This window comes from Acidobacteriota bacterium, from assembly GCA_040756905.1.
Lineage (GTDB): Bacteria > Acidobacteriota > Aminicenantia > JBFLYD01 > JBFLYD01 > JBFLYD01.
Window position 1 is genome coordinate 18,750 of the sequence record JBFLYD010000037.1, and the last position, 16,855, is coordinate 35,604.

24 protein-coding genes are annotated in these 16,855 nt (G+C 35.5%); all 24 read right to left on the reverse strand.

Annotated features, from left to right (window positions below; genetic code table 11):
- Position 1: 1 nt before the first annotated feature.
- The 24 genes from rpsE to rpoC all read right to left on the reverse strand — a co-directional run bounded on the left by rpsE (position 2) and on the right by rpoC (position 16,808).
- Positions 2 to 502: a 30S ribosomal protein S5 gene (gene rpsE, locus AB1410_05725; GenBank protein ID MEW6456197.1), complete on the reverse strand. Its 501-nt coding sequence runs from the start codon at positions 500 to 502 to the stop codon at positions 2 to 4.
- An 11-nt stretch (positions 503 to 513) separates the two neighbouring features.
- On the reverse strand, positions 514 to 888 hold the full coding sequence (gene rplR, locus AB1410_05730; protein MEW6456198.1) for a 50S ribosomal protein L18: 375 nt from the start codon (positions 886 to 888) through the stop codon (positions 514 to 516).
- Between the two features lie 4 nt (positions 889 to 892).
- Entirely contained in the window at positions 893 to 1,444 is a 552-nt protein-coding gene (gene rplF / locus AB1410_05735) for a 50S ribosomal protein L6 (protein ID MEW6456199.1), read from the reverse strand.
- Between the two features lie 9 nt (positions 1,445 to 1,453).
- Positions 1,454 to 1,852: a 30S ribosomal protein S8 gene (rpsH, locus tag AB1410_05740; GenBank protein ID MEW6456200.1), complete on the reverse strand. Its 399-nt coding sequence runs from the start codon at positions 1,850 to 1,852 to the stop codon at positions 1,454 to 1,456.
- A 9-nt stretch (positions 1,853 to 1,861) separates the two neighbouring features.
- Positions 1,862 to 2,050 carry a type Z 30S ribosomal protein S14 gene (locus AB1410_05745; protein MEW6456201.1) on the reverse strand — a complete coding sequence of 63 codons (189 nt, stop codon included), beginning with the start codon at positions 2,048 to 2,050 and terminating at the stop codon, positions 1,862 to 1,864.
- A gap of 11 nt (positions 2,051 to 2,061) precedes the next feature.
- A complete protein-coding gene (gene rplE, locus AB1410_05750; protein ID MEW6456202.1) occupies positions 2,062 to 2,604 on the reverse strand; it encodes a 50S ribosomal protein L5 in 543 nt (180 codons plus the stop codon).
- A 9-nt stretch (positions 2,605 to 2,613) separates the two neighbouring features.
- Positions 2,614 to 2,928, reverse strand: coding sequence for a 50S ribosomal protein L24 (rplX, locus tag AB1410_05755; protein MEW6456203.1), 315 nt, complete (start codon positions 2,926 to 2,928; stop codon positions 2,614 to 2,616).
- 11 nt (positions 2,929 to 2,939) lie between these two features.
- On the reverse strand, positions 2,940 to 3,308 hold the full coding sequence (gene rplN / locus AB1410_05760) for a 50S ribosomal protein L14 (GenBank protein MEW6456204.1): 369 nt from the start codon (positions 3,306 to 3,308) through the stop codon (positions 2,940 to 2,942).
- Positions 3,308 to 3,580 carry a 30S ribosomal protein S17 gene (gene rpsQ / locus AB1410_05765; GenBank protein ID MEW6456205.1) on the reverse strand — a complete coding sequence of 91 codons (273 nt, stop codon included), beginning with the start codon at positions 3,578 to 3,580 and terminating at the stop codon, positions 3,308 to 3,310. The genes rplN and rpsQ overlap by 1 nt, the downstream gene beginning before the upstream one ends.
- Positions 3,577 to 3,780, reverse strand: coding sequence for a 50S ribosomal protein L29 (gene rpmC, locus AB1410_05770; protein MEW6456206.1), 204 nt, complete (start codon positions 3,778 to 3,780; stop codon positions 3,577 to 3,579). Before rpmC ends, rpsQ begins: the two co-directional genes overlap by 4 nt.
- A gap of 3 nt (positions 3,781 to 3,783) precedes the next feature.
- Positions 3,784 to 4,203: a 50S ribosomal protein L16 gene (gene rplP / locus AB1410_05775; protein MEW6456207.1), complete on the reverse strand. Its 420-nt coding sequence runs from the start codon at positions 4,201 to 4,203 to the stop codon at positions 3,784 to 3,786.
- 10 nt (positions 4,204 to 4,213) lie between these two features.
- On the reverse strand, positions 4,214 to 4,888 hold the full coding sequence (gene rpsC / locus AB1410_05780; protein MEW6456208.1) for a 30S ribosomal protein S3: 675 nt from the start codon (positions 4,886 to 4,888) through the stop codon (positions 4,214 to 4,216).
- 11 nt (positions 4,889 to 4,899) lie between these two features.
- Positions 4,900 to 5,256, reverse strand: coding sequence for a 50S ribosomal protein L22 (gene rplV, locus AB1410_05785; GenBank protein MEW6456209.1), 357 nt, complete (start codon positions 5,254 to 5,256; stop codon positions 4,900 to 4,902).
- A 15-nt stretch (positions 5,257 to 5,271) separates the two neighbouring features.
- Positions 5,272 to 5,559, reverse strand: coding sequence for a 30S ribosomal protein S19 (gene rpsS, locus AB1410_05790; protein MEW6456210.1), 288 nt, complete (start codon positions 5,557 to 5,559; stop codon positions 5,272 to 5,274).
- 22 nt (positions 5,560 to 5,581) lie between these two features.
- Positions 5,582 to 6,400 (reverse strand): 50S ribosomal protein L2, encoded by an 819-nt coding sequence (gene rplB / locus AB1410_05795; protein MEW6456211.1) that lies wholly within the window; start codon positions 6,398 to 6,400, stop codon positions 5,582 to 5,584.
- A 26-nt stretch (positions 6,401 to 6,426) separates the two neighbouring features.
- Positions 6,427 to 6,723 (reverse strand): 50S ribosomal protein L23, encoded by a 297-nt coding sequence (locus AB1410_05800; protein ID MEW6456212.1) that lies wholly within the window; start codon positions 6,721 to 6,723, stop codon positions 6,427 to 6,429.
- Complete coding sequence (gene rplD / locus AB1410_05805; protein ID MEW6456213.1) at positions 6,720 to 7,337, reverse strand: 50S ribosomal protein L4; 618 nt, start codon at positions 7,335 to 7,337, stop codon at positions 6,720 to 6,722. Before rplD ends, AB1410_05800 begins: the two co-directional genes overlap by 4 nt.
- 8 nt (positions 7,338 to 7,345) lie before the next feature.
- Complete coding sequence (gene rplC / locus AB1410_05810; GenBank protein MEW6456214.1) at positions 7,346 to 7,987, reverse strand: 50S ribosomal protein L3; 642 nt, start codon at positions 7,985 to 7,987, stop codon at positions 7,346 to 7,348.
- Positions 7,988 to 8,022: 35 nt separating this feature from the next.
- Positions 8,023 to 8,328 carry a 30S ribosomal protein S10 gene (gene rpsJ, locus AB1410_05815; GenBank protein ID MEW6456215.1) on the reverse strand — a complete coding sequence of 102 codons (306 nt, stop codon included), beginning with the start codon at positions 8,326 to 8,328 and terminating at the stop codon, positions 8,023 to 8,025.
- Between the two features lie 45 nt (positions 8,329 to 8,373).
- A complete protein-coding gene (gene tuf / locus AB1410_05820) occupies positions 8,374 to 9,573 on the reverse strand; it encodes an elongation factor Tu (protein ID MEW6456216.1) in 1,200 nt (399 codons plus the stop codon).
- Positions 9,574 to 9,584: 11 nt separating this feature from the next.
- Complete coding sequence (gene fusA / locus AB1410_05825) at positions 9,585 to 11,681, reverse strand: elongation factor G (GenBank protein MEW6456217.1); 2,097 nt, start codon at positions 11,679 to 11,681, stop codon at positions 9,585 to 9,587.
- A gap of 15 nt (positions 11,682 to 11,696) precedes the next feature.
- On the reverse strand, positions 11,697 to 12,167 hold the full coding sequence (gene rpsG, locus AB1410_05830) for a 30S ribosomal protein S7 (protein ID MEW6456218.1): 471 nt from the start codon (positions 12,165 to 12,167) through the stop codon (positions 11,697 to 11,699).
- Positions 12,168 to 12,182: 15 nt separating this feature from the next.
- Entirely contained in the window at positions 12,183 to 12,575 is a 393-nt protein-coding gene (gene rpsL, locus AB1410_05835) for a 30S ribosomal protein S12 (GenBank protein MEW6456219.1), read from the reverse strand.
- Positions 12,576 to 12,692: 117 nt separating this feature from the next.
- Positions 12,693 to 16,808 (reverse strand): DNA-directed RNA polymerase subunit beta', encoded by a 4,116-nt coding sequence (rpoC, locus tag AB1410_05840; protein MEW6456220.1) that lies wholly within the window; start codon positions 16,806 to 16,808, stop codon positions 12,693 to 12,695.
- Positions 16,809 to 16,855 lie beyond the last annotated feature (47 nt).

The window sequence follows — 16,855 nt, forward strand, 5'->3', positions numbered from 1 at the left end:
CTTACCCGAGACTTTCCTTTATATCTTTTCCTCTTGCTTTTGCAACAGCCTGAGCATCTTTTAAATTTCTGAGAGCTTTTGTAGTAGCATGAGCTACAGTAAAAGGATTTTTGCTCCTGATTGCTTTTGTAAGGATATCCTTGACCCCTGCGAGTTGCAGAATTGTTCTAATGGCTCCCCCTGCTATTACACCAGTTCCCTTTGAAGCAGGTCTTAAAATCACTTTTCCAGCTCCGAATTCTCCAATAACCATGTGCGGGATTGTATTTTCCACGAGGGGGATTTCAATCAAGCTCTTTTTTGCATTTTCTATTGCTTTTTTTATCGCTATGGGCACTTCTCTTGCTTTGCCTTTTCCGATCCCTATATGTCCCTGCCCATCACCCACTGCCACAAGGGCAGAAAAGCTTAAATTTTTACCACCCTTGACAACCTTAGAAACTCTTCTTATCGAGATTACCTGGTCTTTTAAATTTTCATCATGAATTTCTATTTCTTCCACATTGCCTCCTTTTAAAATTCTAACCCTTTTTCCCTTGCACCTTCAGCAATAGCTTTTATTCTTCCATGGTATGGATATCCTCTTCTATCAAAAAGAACTTTTTTTATATTTTTTTTTAGAAGTCTTTCGCCTATCAATTCACCCAATTTTTTTGCAATTTCTATATTTTTAAAGCTTTGGTATTTTTTCCTGAATTGCTTTTCTAATGTAGAGGCTGAGGTTAAAACATTACCATCTAAATCATTTATTGCTTGAATGTATAAATATTTATTACTCTTAAATACAACCAACCTCAGTCTATCTTGACTTTTAGGAATGCTCTTTTTTATACGTTTTATTCTCTTCTCTCTTAACCTCTTTTTTTCTTTGCATTTATCTTTAATCATAAAATTACCTCGCAGCTGCTTTCCTTTCTTTCTTCTTTAGTTTTTCACCCACATATCTTATTCCTTTCAATTTATAAGGATCTGGTTTCCTAAACCCTCTTATGATTGCTGAAACCTGGCCTACTTTTTCTTTATTGATTCCCTCGACTGTTATAATGAATTTTCTTTCAATGTTTTGAGATACTGATACATTGATTCCTTCGGGAATGGAATATTCAATTGGTTTCGAAAAACCCAGGAATAACAACAATTTCTTTCCTTCGATCTGGGCCTTATATCCAACTCCTTCAATTTCAAGTTGTTTTTTGAAACTATTCACCACTCCAGTTATTGCATTTCTGAGAAGACTCCACATTGTTCCATGATTTGCTTTTATCTGTTTCTGTTCTCCTTCTCTATTTATGAATACTTTTGAATTTTCTATTTTGACTTGAATTCCCTTAAGAATTTTTAAATTTATCTTTCCTTTCGGACCTTCTACTAAAACCTCTCCGTTGGATATTATTACATTTACTTTTTCTGGAATTTCAATTGGTTTTCTTCCAAGTCTTGACATTTTATTTTCTCACCAAATATAACAGATTATCTCTCCTCCGATTCCCTTTTCTCTGCATTTTTTATCAGTTAAAATCCCTTCAGAGGTGGAAATTATCGCAATGCCTATGCCGTCGAGTACTCTTGGAATTTTATCATTTGAACAATATATCCTACAGCCGGGTTTTGATACTCTTTTCAGTCCATTTATGACATTCTCTTTTTTATTCAACCACTTCAGATAAATCCTTAACATTTCCTGTTTTTTATCTTCTTCAACTTTAAAATTATCAATATAACCCTCTTCTTTAAGAATTTTCGCTATCTCTATCTTTATATGGGAGGAAGGAATTTCGACTTCTTTTTTATATACAAGAATTGCATTTCTTATTCTCGTCAGCATGTCCGCAATCGGATCTGATAAACTCATCTTTCCTCCTTACCAGGATGCTTTCATAACACCAGGAATTTCACCCTTGAGCGCCAGCTCTCTTAAACACAATCTGCACATTTCAAATTTTCTTATATAACCTCTTGGTCTCCCACATATCCTACATCTATTTCTTATTCGGGTAGTAAATTTTAATCTTTCTTTTTTATTTTTTGCAAGAGACGCTATTCTTGCCATTTTTTTCTCTCCTATTCTGAAAAAGGCATACCTAAATACTTAAGAAGAGAATATGCCTCTTTATTGGTGTCTGCATTAGTATCAAAAGTTACAGTCATACCTCTGGTTTTGTCAACTTTTGTGTAATCAATCTCAGGAAAGATCAACTGATCTTTAATACCGATTGAATAATTCCCTCTTCCATCAAAAGATTTTTGGGATACACCTTTAAAATCTCTCACTCGAGGAAGACACGCATTAACAAATCTATCAAAGAATTCGTACATCTTTTCGCCACGCAAAGTTACCATACAGGCTATTGCCTGACCCTTTCTTAGTTTAAATGCTGAAATTGATTTTTTTGCTCTTTTTATTACCGGCCTCTGTCCTGTGATCAAACTGATGTCTCTAACAGCATTGTCCAGAGCCTTAATGTTTTGAGTAGCTTCTCCAACACCAACATTTATTACAATTTTCTCCAGTTTTGGAACTTGCATGATGTTCTTATAGTTAAAATCTTTCATCATTTGTGGAATTACTTCTTCTTTATATTTAATACTCAATCTGCTCTTCACAATATATCCTTAATCAAAATTCGAACCACATTTTTTACAAACCCTTATTTTTGTATTTTTATCGATAATTTTTATGCCAATTCTTACTCCTTGTTCACAGTTGGAACAATATATCATAACATCTGATGCACTAATCGATGCTTCTTTTTCTACTATTCCTCCCTGAATGTTCTTGGATGGGTTTGGTCTGATATATTCTTTTAACAGTCTAATTCTTTCCACGATTACTCTATTTTTATCAGTAAGGACCTTAAGGACTTTTCCTTTTTTACCTTTATCCTTCCCTTTTATTACGACAACATAATCACTCTTTCTTATCTTCAATATAGTTCTCCTTATAAAACCTCAGGAGATAAGGAAATGATTTTCATAAATTTTTTTTCTCTTAATTCTCTTGCAACAGGGCCAAACACTCTAGTTCCAACAGGTTCACCTGTTTTATCGATAACAACTGCAGCATTATCATCAAACCTTATGTACGAACCATCTTTTCTTCTCAATTCTTTTTTAGTTCTTACAATTACTGCCTTTACAATGCTTCCTTTCTTTATTTTACTGTCTGGCTCTGCTTCTTTTACCGAAGCAGAAACTATATCGCCGATCGCTGCCAATCTTCCTGTTCCACCTCCTACGGGATGAATACACATAATTCTTTTAACTCCTGAATTATCAGCTACGTTTAAAATTGTTCGCATCTGAATCATTACTGGATTCCTTCTTTTAATCCCTTATTTTTTTCCAATATTTCTACCACTCTCCATCTTTTTCTCCTGCTCAGAGGTCTGCTTTCAACTAATCTTATTTTATCTCCAATATTACATTGATTTAACTCATCGTGAGCCATAAACTTAGATCTTCTGTTTATAATTTTTTTATAAAGAGGGTGGCTATATGGTTTCTCAACCAATACTACTACGCTTTTATCTCCACTTCTTGAAATAACTGTTCCAACTTTTATCTGTTTCTTTCTCTTCATTTTTGATCGATTCCCTTCTCTCTTTCATTTAGAATTGTCAAAATTCTCGCGATGGTTCTTTTAATTTCTCTAATTTTCATTGGATTCTCAAGCTGTCCAATCGTTTTTTGAACACGTAATTTAAACAACTGGTCTTTTAACTCTTTATATTTATTAATAAGTTCTTCGCTGGAAAATTCTCTTAAGTCATTGACTCTCATTTTTTATTTTCCAATTTCACATCTCGAGATAAACCTTGTTTTTATTGGTAGTTTATGGGAGGCAAGCCTGAGAGCTTCCTTTGCAACCTCTTCAGAAACACCTTCCATCTCATATATTATTTTCCCTGGTCTTACTACATCAACCCACATCTCAATATCTCCTTTCCCTTTTCCCATTCTTGTTTCGGTTGGCTTTTTCGTAACTGATTTCCATGGGAAAACTCTTATCCAGAGCTTTCCTCCTTTCTTGATAAACCTTGTTATAGCAATTCTTCCAGCCTCTATCTGCCGAGCAGTCAGCCAGCATGGTTCTAAAGCCTGAAGTCCATACTCACCAAAAGAAAGGGCATTTCCTTGGGATGCTCTACCCTTCCTTCTCCCTCTTTGGATTTTTCTGTATTTTACTTTTTTCGGCATTAACATTTTTATTTCTCTATTCTTTCAACTCTTCCTCTATCTGCGGAGTTTTTACAATCTTTTCTTTATCAACATCTCCCTTGTAGATCCATATTTTTATTCCTATCTGTCCATATGTGGTAAAAGCTTCACAAAAACCATAATCAATGTCTGCTTTAAGTGTTTGAAGTGGTAATCTCCCAATCAGATACCATTCAGAACGGGCAATTTCTGCCCCTCCAATCCTCCCTGAACACATAACTTTTATTCCTTTTGCTCCTTCACGAAGAGCAGAATCAACTGCTTTTTTCATTACTCTTCTGTATGCCACTCTTTTCTCGAGCTGAAGAGCAATCCCTTCAGCTACTAATTTTGATACCAATTCTGGCTTGTTAATTTCATGAATATCTATAGAAACTTCTTTTCCAGTGTATTTTTCCAACTCTTCTTTTATTTTCTCTCTTTCTTTACCTCCTCTTCCTATTATTATTCCTGGTCTTGCTGTATAAATTATAATTCTTATTAAATTTTCTATTCTTTCAATTTCTACTGCAGTAATCTGGGCATGAGAATATCTCTTCATTATTCCCTTTTTAATGTATAAGTCTTCATGGACATTTCTTGCGTAATCCTTTCCCTTTGAAAACCATTTTGAACTCCAACTTTTATTAAAACCTATTCGGAAACCAAATGGATGTGCTTTCTGTCCCAAACTTTCCTCCTCTATGTCCTTTCATTGAGATGGATGCAAATATGACTGAATCTTCTTAATATTCTGTAAGCTCTTCCCATTGGAGCTGGTCTGATTCTCTTAAGACTTGGCCCATCATTAACATAGCATTTTTGTATATAAAGATTGTCCACATTAACTGAAGGAAATTTATTCTGGGCATTTGCAATTGCAGACTTGAGAACCTTTTCTATCATTTTAGAAGCTTTTCTCTTTTTCGAAAAAGATAATATAGTCAATGCTTCTCCTACATTTTTTCCTCTAATCTCATCTATGACAAGTCTACATTTTTGAGCTGATATTCTGTGAAATCTACCTATCGCAAATGAAATTGATTTATTCTCTGCCATTTTTCAATTAATCTCCTATCCTTTTAATTTAGCTGCCTTTTCACTTTTTGAGGTATGACCTTTAAAAGTTCGGGTAGGAGAAAATTCTCCCAATTTATGACCCACCATATTTTCGGTTATATATACTGGAATGAACTTCTTTCCATTATAAACAGCTAAAGTCAACCCAACCATCTCTGGAATGATGGTGGAATCCCTGGACCAGGTTTTGATTATTTCTTTCTTTTTTTGGGTCTTAATCTTCATCATCTTTTCAAGGAGTTTCTTATCGATAAATACTCCTTTTTTGGTTGACCTTCCCATTTTAAGTGCTCCCCTATTTCATTTATCTTCTTATTATGAATTTCTTCGTTCTTTTGTTTCTACGAGTCTTATATCCCTTTGTCGGTTTACCCCATGGCGTAACAGGATTTCTTCCTCCCTTGGTTCTTCCTTCTCCTCCTCCATGAGGATGGTCCACAGGGTTCATAGCTGTTCCTCTTACATGAGGTCTCCTTCCAAACCATCTTTTTCTTCCCGCCTTTCCTATTGATATGTTCTCATGGTCTAAGTTTCCCACCTGGCCTACAGTTGCTTTACAATCAATATGAATCTTCCTCATTTCGTTGGAGGGCAATTTCAATTGGGCATAATTTCCTTCTTTTGCCAAAATTTGTGCTCCAGCGCCAGCGCTTCTTCCAATCTGACCACCCTTTCCAGGTCTTAATTCAATGTTATGTATTATAGTTCCTACAGGTATATATCTTAAAGGCAAACAATTTCCTGGCAAAATATCGGTTTCTTTTTCAGAGGCAATAACTGTTGAACCTATCTTTAATCCTTCTGGACATAACATATACCTTCTTTCTCCATCTAAATATTTTATCAGTGCAATTCTTGATGATCTGTTTGGATCATATTCAATCGATTCCACAATTCCAGGGACATCAATCTTATCTCTTTTGAAATCGATAGTTCTGTATGCTCTTTTATGACCACCACCTCTGAACCTGATTGTAATTCTTCCTTTATTATTCCTCCCCCCTGACTTCTTTAGTGGTTTAACCAGAGCTTTATAGGGTTCATCTTTAGTGATTTCTTCAAAGATAAATCCTGTTCTTCCTCTTAACCCCGGAGTTGCTGGATTATAAACTTTTATCCCCATTTTTTATATCCTTATGATCATTGAATTTATACACCTTCAACAAATTCAACCATTTTTTCTCCCTCTTTCAACTTTACATACGCTTTTTTCCAATCAGGTCTTTTCCCTGAATATCTTCCCCATCTTTTAATTTTTCCTAATACATTTTCTATTCTTACATTTTCCACCCTTACCCTGAACAAATCTTCTACTGCTCTTTTTATTTCTATTTTATTGGCATCTCCATTAACTTTAAAACATAGAACCCTATTTTTTTCCTTTAACAATGTTGATTTCTCAGAGATTATAGGTCTAATTATTATCTCAGTTGGATCTTTTTTCATTGATAAACTCCTATTAATCTATTCAAAGCCCTTTCTGAAATCACAATCCATTCGTATCTGAGAATATCAAAAAGATTAATATTATTTGTATAAATTGCCTTAAAATCAGGAAGGTTTCTCATAGCAAGGATTAAATTCTTATTATCTTTTTCATCTACAAACAGTCCATTCTCTATTTTTAATTTTTTGATTGTCTCTAAGGCCTCTTTTGTTTTAGGTGATTTCAATTCAAGATTTTCGATTATCAATAACTTATTATTCTGTTTTTTATCGGATAGAACGGATTTTATTGCATTTCTTCTTGCCTTTTTTGGAAGCCAGTAACTATAATCTCTTGGCTTTGGACCAAACACTGTTCCTCCCTTTCTCCACAATGGAGATCGAATACTTCCAACCCTCGCTCTTCCTGTTTTTTTCTGCCTCCATGGCTTTTTTCCGCTTCCCGAAACTTCTCCTCTTGTTTTGGTACAAGCAGTGCCACGTCTTTTTCTTGAAAGATAACTCCTTATTTCTTCCCACACTAAATGTTCTTTTCTCGGATAAGAAAAGAAGGTATCTGGCAGATTTATTTCTTTTATTTTCTTATATTCTAAATTTATAACAGGCAATTTCATATTTTTTTTTATTCCTTCATAAACGATGCTTTTTTAATCAGACATATACTTCCTTTTGATCCTGACACTGCTCCTTTAATAACTAAAATATCATTTTCTACATCTATTTTAATAATTTTTAAATTTTTGACCGTAACTCTGTGGTGGCCCATTCTTCCTGGCATTCTCTGTCCTTTAAATACTCTTGAAGGAAAAGAGGACGCTCCTATTGAGCCTGGCCTTCTGTGGAACATAGAACCATGAGATGCAGGGCCTCCTTTGAAATGCCATCTTTTTACGACTCCAGCAAATCCCTTTCCTTTACTCACCCCAGTTACATTCACTCTTTCCTCATTTTCAAAAATATCAACTAAAATTTTATCTCCGATCTGGGGCTCTCTCTCATCTTTGGCATACCGAAATTCTCTCAGAACTTTCGAAGGTGGACCATTTGCTTTCGTAAAATGACCCAGAATTGGCTTTATAATTTTCTTTGGGGGCTTCTCTTCGACCAAACTCAATTGAACCGCATTGTACCCATCTTTTTGAGTGTATTTTTTTTGCACGACTACACATGGACCTGCTTTTAATATAGTAACTGGAAGTGCTTCTCCCTTCTCGTTCCATAGCTGGGTCATTCCAATTTTTTTTCCTATCAATCCTTCTATCATTTTAATTTTCTTTTACCAATTGAGATAAAAACATACTATTCTGATTTAACATCCACATGTATTCCTGCAGGTAATTCCAAATTTCTTAACTCATCTATAGTCTTTTCATTATATTCATTTATATAAATTAATCTTTTATGAGTTCTTATTTCAAAATGTTCTCTTGATTTTTTATCCACATGGGGAGAACGAAGAACACAAAATCTTTCTATTTTTGTGGGTAAAGGAATAGGGCCTGAGACTTTAGCACCTGTCCTTCTTGCTTTAACAGCAATTTCTCCAGCTGATTTGTCAAGCACTCTGTAATCGAAAGCCATTAATTTAATCTTTATTTTCTGCATTTAAATCTCCCCTTGTGCCGTATCATTTTTCATTCTTAATATTCCTCACTCAACGATATCTGTAACAGAACCTGCTCCTACAGTTTTTCCTCCTTCCCTTATGGCAAACCTCAACCCTTTCTCCATTGCTATTGGTGTTATGAGTTCTATCTCCAAATTTACATTATCTCCTGGCATTACCATCTCTACTCCAGAAGGGAGTTTAACTGTTCCTGTGACATCTGTGGTTCTGAAGTAGAACTGGGGTCTGTAGCCTGTGAAGAAAGGAGTGTGTCTTCCTCCTTCTTCTTTCTTTAAGACATAGACTTCTGCTTTAAATTTTGTATGGGGAGTTATAGAACCTGGTTTTGCAAGTACCATACCTCTCATGACCTCTGTTTTCTCTGTGCCTCGGAGGAGCACCCCTATGTTATCTCCTGCTATTCCCTCATCGAGTATTTTTCTGAACATCTCAACTCCTGTGACAACTCTTCTGAGCGTGGGTCTTATTCCCACTATCTCCACCTCTTCTCCAAGTTTTATTCTTCCTCTCTCCACCCTTCCTGTAACCACAGTACCTCTTCCTGAGATTGAGAATATATCCTCTATGGGCATGAGAAATGGCATATCTATGAGTCTCTCAGGTATGGGGATGTATCTATCAACCACATCCATCAACTCAAGGATACTTCTGTTTTCAGGTTTTGAAGGGTCTCCATCACTTTCCATAGCCTTAAGGGCTGAGCCTCTCACAACAGGAATTTCATCTCCTGGAAATCCATATTTTTTTAGAAGCTCTCTCACCTCAAGTTCCACAAGATCTAATATCTCAGGGTCATCCACCATGTCTACCTTGTTGAGGTAGACCACTATGTAAGGAACATTCACCTGGCGAGCTAAAAGTATGTGCTCACGGGTCTGTGGCATTGGACCATCTGCAGCTGATACAACCAGTATTGCCCCATCCATCTGAGCTGCTCCTGTGATCATGTTCTTTATGTAATCTGCATGGCCAGGACAGTCTATGTGGGCATAATGACGATTTTGGGTCTCATACTCCACATGGGCTATCTGTATTGTTATGCCTCTTTCTTTTTCCTCAGGTGCATTATCGATTGACCAGAAATCTCTGTAGACTATCTTTGGGTTTAACTTGTTTAAAACCTTTGTTATGGCTGATGTAAGGGTGGTTTTTCCATGGTCTACATGGCCTATCGTTCCTATGTTTAGATGGGGTTTTAATCTCTCAAATTTTTCCTTTGCCATTTATTTTCCTCCTATAAATTTCTCAAAATAACTCCTTCAGACTTCCTTAAAATCTGATCTTTAATAACATCAGGAATTTCTATATATTTCCAAAACTCCATTGAAAAGTTCCCTCTTCCCTGCGTGAGAGTTCTCAAGATTGTAGCATATCCGAACATTTCAGACAGGGGAACCAATGCAGTTATTTCTCTGAAGTTGCCTTTCATATCCATTCCTTCAACCCTGCCCCTTCGTGAATTCAAGTCTGCCACTATCTCCCCTATATATTCTTCAGGAAAAATTATCTCTAATTTCATCATTGGCTCCAGAATTATGGGATTTGCTCTTTGGAAAGCATCTTTGAATGCTAAAGAACCCGCAATTTTGAAGGCTATATCAGATGAATCAACCTCATGATAAGTACCATCAATTAAAATAGCTCTTACATCGGTAATGGGATATCCGGCCAAAATTCCTATATCTAAAGTTTCTCTTATGCCTGTTTGAATTGATGGTATAAATTCACTGGGAATGGTTCCACCTTTTATTTGATTTGCGAATTCAAATCCTTTTCCTCTTTCTAAAGGCTCAATAATTAATTTTACATGACCATATTGACCTCTTCCACCAGTCTGTCTTATATATTTTCCTTCACCGGATGAACTAATTGTAATTGTTTCTTTAAAAGCTACTTGAGGCTTTCCGAGATTGGTTGCAACATTAAATTCTCGATGCATCCGATCTATTATTACTTCTAAATGTAATTCTCCCATTCCTGATATAAGAGTCTGCCCTGTATTTGGATCTTTATAGACTTTTAATGTGGGATCTTCTTGGGATAGCTTTTGTAAGGCATTTGCTAATCTTTCATGATCTTCCTTTGTTTTCGGCTCAACTGAGATTGAGATAACTGGTTCTGGAAATTTTATTGATTCAAGCACAATTGGAGCTGATACATCACAGAGTGTATCACCTGTAGAGACATTTTTTAAACCTACTGTTGCAGCTATATCCCCTGCGTATACTTCTTTGATTTCCTCTCTTTTATTAGCATGCATTTTCAAAATCCTTGAGATCCTCTCACTTTTTTGTTTTACTGAATTGTATACATAGGAACTGGATGATAAATGTCCAGAATACACTCTAAAGAAAGCAAGGTGTCCCACATATGGGTCTGTCATTATCTTGAATATCAAAGCTGCGAACTTCTCATCGTCGGATGTAATTCTTTCTTCTATTTTTCCTGTATTCAGGTTAATCCCTCTCACGGCAGGAATATCCAAAGGAGAAGGAAGATAATCAACTACTGCATCGAGTAAAGGCTGGACTCCTTTATTTTTAAATGAAGCACCACCTACGACAGGTAATAACTTCAAATTTATGGTTAACCTTCTTATAGCTTCTTTAATGCTCTGGGTTTCAATTTCTCTTCCAGAAAGAAACTTTTCAAGAATTGAATCATCTTTTTCAGCCAATTTCTCTATCAGATCTTCTCGGTATTTTTTTGCAATTTCTTTATATCCATCAGGTATATCTTTTACATTATATTTTGCGCCTAACAGATCACTATCATATATAAATGCTTTCATGCTAATTAAATCAATAACTCCTTGAAATTTCTCCTCTTCGCCTATAGGAATATTTATAATTATAGGATTAGCTCCAAGTTTATTTTTTATCTCCTTGATAATCCTAAAAAAATTTGCACCTATTCTGTCCAATTTATTAATGTATGCTATTCTGGGAATTTTATATTTGTTAGCCTGAACCCAAACAGTCTCCGATTGAGGTTCCACTCCACCTACACCACAGAATATTATTATTGCTCCATCCAATACCCTTAGAGATCTTTCCACCTCTGCAGTAAAATCTACATGCCCTGGAGTATCGATAATGTTTATTCTATAGTCTTTCCAGAAACAGGTTGTAGCAGCTGAAGTTATTGTGATTCCCCTCTCCTGTTCCTGTTTCATCCAGTCCATAACTGCCGTTCCCTCATCAACTTCTCCCATTTTGTAAGTTATTCCCGTATAGTAAAGAATTCTCTCAGTGGTTGTGGTTTTTCCTGCATCTATATGAGCCATTATTCCTATGTTTCTTATTTTTTCTAATAGTACTATTCTTGGCAACCTATTACTCCTTTTTTACCACCTGTAATGGGCAAATGCTCTGTTGCTTTCAGCTATTTTATGAGTATCCTCTTTTTTCTTAATAGCTCCACCTCTATATTGTGAAGCATCAATAATTTCAGATGCGATTTTTTCCTCCATAGATTTTCCTGCCCTCTCTCTTGCAAATTTAACTATCCACCTTATGGCCAGAGAGTTTCCTCTTCCAAGAGGCACATCAACAGGAACCTGATATGTAGCTCCACCAACCCTTCTTGATTTTGTTTCTAACAGGGGCCTGGTATTTTCAATAGCTTTATTCAATATTTTTAGGGGATCTTCTTTAGTTTTTTCTTTTATTATTTTTAAAGCATTGTAAACTATATTCTGAGAAATCGACTTTTTCCCTTTTTTCATAACCACGTTAATAACCTTTGTCATCTGATGAGAATTATAATAAGGGTCAGGAGCTATTTTTATCTTTTTGACTTTTCCTCTTCTTGGCACTAAATACCCTTCCTTCTATTCCTCAGATATAACCTTCTTCTTCGGTTTCTTTGTTCCATATTTAGATCTTCCCTTCATTCTCTCCTGAACCCCCTGAGTATCCAATGCTCCTCTTATAATGTGGTATCTTACACCTGGAAGATCCTTTACTCTTCCTCCTCTTATAAGAACCTGCGAATGCTCTTGAAGTGTATGTCCAATACCAGGAATATATGCAGTTACTTCAATTCCATTTGTAAGTCTTACTCGTGCAACTTTCCTTATGGCTGAATTTGGCTTTTTCGGTGTTGTTGTAAAAACCCGAACACAGACTCCTTTTTTTTGCGGTGATCTGTCAAGAGCAGGAGATTTACTCTTTGATACCACTTTTTTCCTTCTTTTTTTTATAAGTTGATTAACAGTTGGCAATAAAATCCTCCTTTTATTAAAAAAAACGCTTTTTAAGAAGAGAGAAACTCCTCTAAAGCTTTAAAAGTATATCAAAAAAAAATCTTAATGTCAAGCAAAGGCTTGTAAAATATAATATTATTGAATTTCACTTCTTTCTGTTATAGATACCTCTTTCTCACCCTCTATTTCTTCATGCATAACTTCTACAGCTCTATAGTAATGATATCCTGTTCCTGCTGGAATTAATCTTCCCATTATTACATTCTCTTTTAAACCTTTAAGAAAATCTATTCTTCCACTTATTGATGCATCGGTGAGAACACGAGTTGTTTCCTGAAAAGAAGCTGCAGAAATAAAGCTTTCATTACTTAGTGCAGCTTTTGAAATTCCAAGCAAAATAGGTCTTGCTTTTGCAGGTTTCCCTCCCTTAGCAATTACTTTCTCGTTTTCTTCCTGAAACTTAAACCTATCCACTCTTTCATCAACGATAAAATTTGTATCGCCAACATCCTCTACAATAACCCATCTCATCATTTGTCGAATTATTATTTCAATATGCTTGTCATTAATAGTAACTCCTTGGAGTCTATAAACTTCTTGTATTTCTTTCAATAGATAATCTGCTAAAGCTTTTTCACCCAAAATTCTAAGAATATCATGGGGATTTATTGCTCCTTCATTCAGTGGATCCCCTGCTTTAACTTTTTCATCCTCTTGAACCCTTAGATGTGCTCCTTTTGGAATTGCATACTCTTTTTCAGTTTGATTTTCATTTATTATCTTTATTTTTCTTGAACCCCTAGATATACCCAGTATTTTAACTCTTCCATCTATCTCAGTTACAACTGCTAATGGCATTTTTTTGGGGTCAGGTACTCTTGCTTCGAATAAATCAACTGCTCTCGGCAATCCACCTGTGATATCCTTGGTCTTTGCTGTCTTTCTCGGAATTTTTACCAGAATATCACCGGCAAAAACCTGACTTTTATCCTTAACATTAAGCCTTGCTCCAACAGGAATATGGTATTTCTTAAGGACTTTCCCACTTCCATCTCTTATCCATAATTGGGGCTGCTTTTTTTCATCTTTCCATTCAATGATGACCTGAGTTATTAATCCAGTAAGCTCATCTTTTTCCTCCTCAACAGTGATGTCTGGATCGATATCTCTATATTCAACAGTTCCATTTACTTCAGAGATAATTAAAGATGTATAAGGATCCCATTCAACAAATGTCTGATTTTTCTTTATTTTTTCTCCGTTGTTAACCTTAAGTTTTGCCCCATAAACAATTTGGTAATGTTCTTTTTCTTTTCCCTTCTCATCAACTATAGCCACATAACCATTCCTGTTTGTAATAACTAAGTCATTTCCTTTGTTTTTCACAGTAGAAAGATTAATAAATTTAACTGTTCCATCATTTTTTGCCATTAATCTTGATTGTTCTCCGATTTTACTCGCAACTCCTCCTATATGAAATGTACGCATTGTAAGCTGAGTTCCAGGTTCACCGATTGATTGGGCTGCGATTATTCCTACAGCTTCACCCAATTCAACCAATTTACCTGTAGCCATATTTCTTCCATAGCATAACTGACAGACCCCTCTTTTCGATTCACATGTTAAAACTGACCTTATCTTAACTCTTTCGATTCCCAAGTTTATAATCTCATTCGCTATCTCTTCTGTTATCTCCTCATTTGCATTTACGATAAGTTTTCCAGTGTCTGGCTCAACTATCGTTTCCAATGATGTTCTTCCAATAATTCTATCTTCAAAAGGTTCTATTATTTCTCCATTCTCAACAATTGCAGAAACAAACAACCCATCGATTGTTCCACAATCATATTCAGAAACTATTACATCATGGGAGACATCGACTAATTTTCTCGTTAGATATCCAGAATTTGCGGTTTTCAGTGCAGTATCCGCTAATCCTTTTCTGGCACCATGGGTGGATATGAAATACTGAAGAACTGATAAGCCTTCTCTTAAGTTTGAAGTAATTGGAGTCTCTATAATTTCTCCGGATGGTTTTGCCATCAGTCCTCTAATCCCTGATAATTGTTGAATCTGCTGTTTTGAGCCCCTTGCTCCGGAGTCTGCCATTATAAATAGAGAATTAAGAGAATTTCCTTCCCAGCTTTCTTTTTCGATTCGAGAGAACATAACGTTTCCAATTTTATTTGTAACAGACTCCCATATTCCCACTACTTTATTGTATCTTTCACCAGAGGAAAGAGAACCCTCGAGGTATTGTTTTTCTACTTGATTTACCTCTTCTTGTGCTTGCTTTATCAATTGATCCTTTTCCTCAGGAATAACCATATCTTCAATTCCAATCGAAAAGCCTGCTTTTGTTGCATAATAAAATCCTAATTCTTTAAGGTCATCGAGCATTTTAAGAGTTGGTTCTAATCCTTTCATCAGGTATGTATAATAAACTAGATTCTGAATGCCTTTTTTCTTTAGCAAACCATTAATAAATGGAAGTCCAGAAGGAATATAGCTATTTAAAATTATTCTTCCAACAGTTGTGTTTATAAGATCTCCAGTGTATTCCTTCACAGGGCAGTTAATAATGTCCTGATTATCATAATATGTTGATAGATCCATCAGGGGTTGTTGAATATCTACTTTAATAGATGCATGTAATGATATCTCCCCTATTTCATATGTATACAATGCCTCTTCTTTTGAAGCAAAAATCTTTCCCTCACCTTTTTGATTCATTTTTTCTAAAGTTAGATAATAGCAACCAAGAATCATATCCTGGGTTGGTACTGCTAAAGGCTTTCCATGGGCAGGGGACAAAATATTGTGAGAAGATAACATTAATACTGATGCTTCAATTTGAGCCTCTGCTGACAAAGGAATATGGACAGCCATTTGATCTCCATCAAAATCAGCATTGAATGCTGTGCAAACCAATGGATGAATTTTAATAGCTCTCCCATCAATCAATACAGGTTCAAATGCCTGAATTCCCAGTCGATGTAAGGTTGGTGCTCTATTTAATAAAACAGGATGTTCTTTCACGATTTCTTCTAAATGCTCCCATACTTCAGGAGGCTCCTGTTCTACCCATAATTTAGCTTCTTTAGTTGACGATACTACCCCTTCTCTAACAAGACGGTTGTAGAGAAATGGCTTGAAAAGCTCTATTGCCATTTTCTTTGGGAGTCCGCATTGATGCAGTTTAAGTTCAGGTCCAACAACTATGACAGATCTCCCTGAATAATCTACTCTTTTTCCCAATAAATTATGTCTGAATCTTCCTTGTTTACCTTTTAAATATTCACTAAGAGATTTTAGAGGTCTTCCATTTGACCCAAGATGAGCTCTTGCTCTTCTTCCATTGTCAAATAAAGCATCTACTGCTTCCTGAAGCATTCTCTTTTCATTTCTTATTATTAACTCAGGAGCTCTTGTTTCGAGCAACCTTTTTAATCTATTGTTTCTGTTTATCACTCTTCTATAAAGGTCATTCAAATCCGAGGTAGCAAATCTTCCTCCATCCAGACGCACTAAAGGCCTTAGATCAGGCGGAAGAACAGGCAATACTTGCAAAATCATATACTCTGGCTTGTTACCAGATTTTTTAAATGCTTCCATTATTTCCAATCTTTTTGCTAATTTGTGTTTTTTCTGGGAGGAAAGCTCTTTTTTCATAGCTTCTCGAAGTTTCTTGGATTCTAATTCAACATCAATCCTTTTCAATATTTCTAATAAAGCTTCTGCTCCCATCATTGCCTTAAATGCATTCCCATATTTTACTTTCGCTTCTTTATATTCTTCTTCGGAAAGAATTTGATTTTTCTTTAAAGGTGTATCTCCCTTATCAATTACTATGTAAGATTCAAAATATACAATTTTTTCTATGTCTTTACTTGGAATATTTAAGATCAATCCTACCCTGCTTGGCAACCCTTTAAAAAACCAGATATGAGCAATAGGAGATGCAAGTTCAATATGGCCCATCCTTTCTCTTCTTACCTTTGCAGTAGTAACCTCCACCCCGCATTTTTCGCAAATAACTCCTTTATATTTAGGCCTTTTGTATTTTCCACATATACATTCATAATCATTCACAGGGCCAAATATCTTTGCGCAGAATAAGCCATCTTTCTCAGGCTTGAAAGTTCTATAATTAATTGTCTCTGGTTTACTTACTTCTCCATGAGACCAGTTTCTTATTTGCTCAGGAGAAGCAAGTCCTATTTTTATCTGATCAAAGTCCATTATAGACATTGATTTATATTCTAATTTTCCAAATCTCACTCTAGACCTCCTTAATT

Coding starts and splice junctions, on each gene's coding strand:
- AB1410_05800 (MEW6456212.1), bottom strand. CDS start 6,723: ATGAAAAAAGATCCAACTGAGATAATAATTAGACCTATAATCTCTGAG.
- rplB (MEW6456211.1), bottom strand. CDS start 6,400: ATGGGGATAAAAGTTTATAATCCAGCAACTCCGGGGTTAAGAGGAAGA.
- rplP (MEW6456207.1), bottom strand. CDS start 4,203: ATGTTAATGCCGAAAAAAGTAAAATACAGAAAAATCCAAAGAGGGAGA.
- rplC (MEW6456214.1), bottom strand. CDS start 7,987: ATGATAGAAGGATTGATAGGAAAAAAAATTGGAATGACCCAGCTATGG.
- AB1410_05745 (MEW6456201.1), bottom strand. CDS start 2,050: ATGGCAAGAATAGCGTCTCTTGCAAAAAATAAAAAAGAAAGATTAAAA.
- rpoC (MEW6456220.1), bottom strand. CDS start 16,808: ATGTCTATAATGGACTTTGATCAGATAAAAATAGGACTTGCTTCTCCT.
- rplR (MEW6456198.1), bottom strand. CDS start 888: ATGATTAAAGATAAATGCAAAGAAAAAAAGAGGTTAAGAGAGAAGAGA.
- rpsH (MEW6456200.1), bottom strand. CDS start 1,852: ATGAGTTTATCAGATCCGATTGCGGACATGCTGACGAGAATAAGAAAT.
- rplD (MEW6456213.1), bottom strand. CDS start 7,337: ATGAAATTGCCTGTTATAAATTTAGAATATAAGAAAATAAAAGAAATA.
- rpsS (MEW6456210.1), bottom strand. CDS start 5,559: ATGGGAAGGTCAACCAAAAAAGGAGTATTTATCGATAAGAAACTCCTT.
- rplN (MEW6456204.1), bottom strand. CDS start 3,308: ATGATTCAGATGCGAACAATTTTAAACGTAGCTGATAATTCAGGAGTT.
- rpsJ (MEW6456215.1), bottom strand. CDS start 8,328: ATGCAGAAAATAAAGATTAAATTAATGGCTTTCGATTACAGAGTGCTT.
- rpsQ (MEW6456205.1), bottom strand. CDS start 3,580: ATGAAGAGAAAGAAACAGATAAAAGTTGGAACAGTTATTTCAAGAAGT.
- tuf (MEW6456216.1), bottom strand. CDS start 9,573: ATGGCAAAGGAAAAATTTGAGAGATTAAAACCCCATCTAAACATAGGA.
- rplF (MEW6456199.1), bottom strand. CDS start 1,444: ATGTCAAGACTTGGAAGAAAACCAATTGAAATTCCAGAAAAAGTAAAT.
- rplV (MEW6456209.1), bottom strand. CDS start 5,256: ATGGCAGAGAATAAATCAATTTCATTTGCGATAGGTAGATTTCACAGA.
- rpmC (MEW6456206.1), bottom strand. CDS start 3,780: ATGAGAGTCAATGACTTAAGAGAATTTTCCAGCGAAGAACTTATTAAT.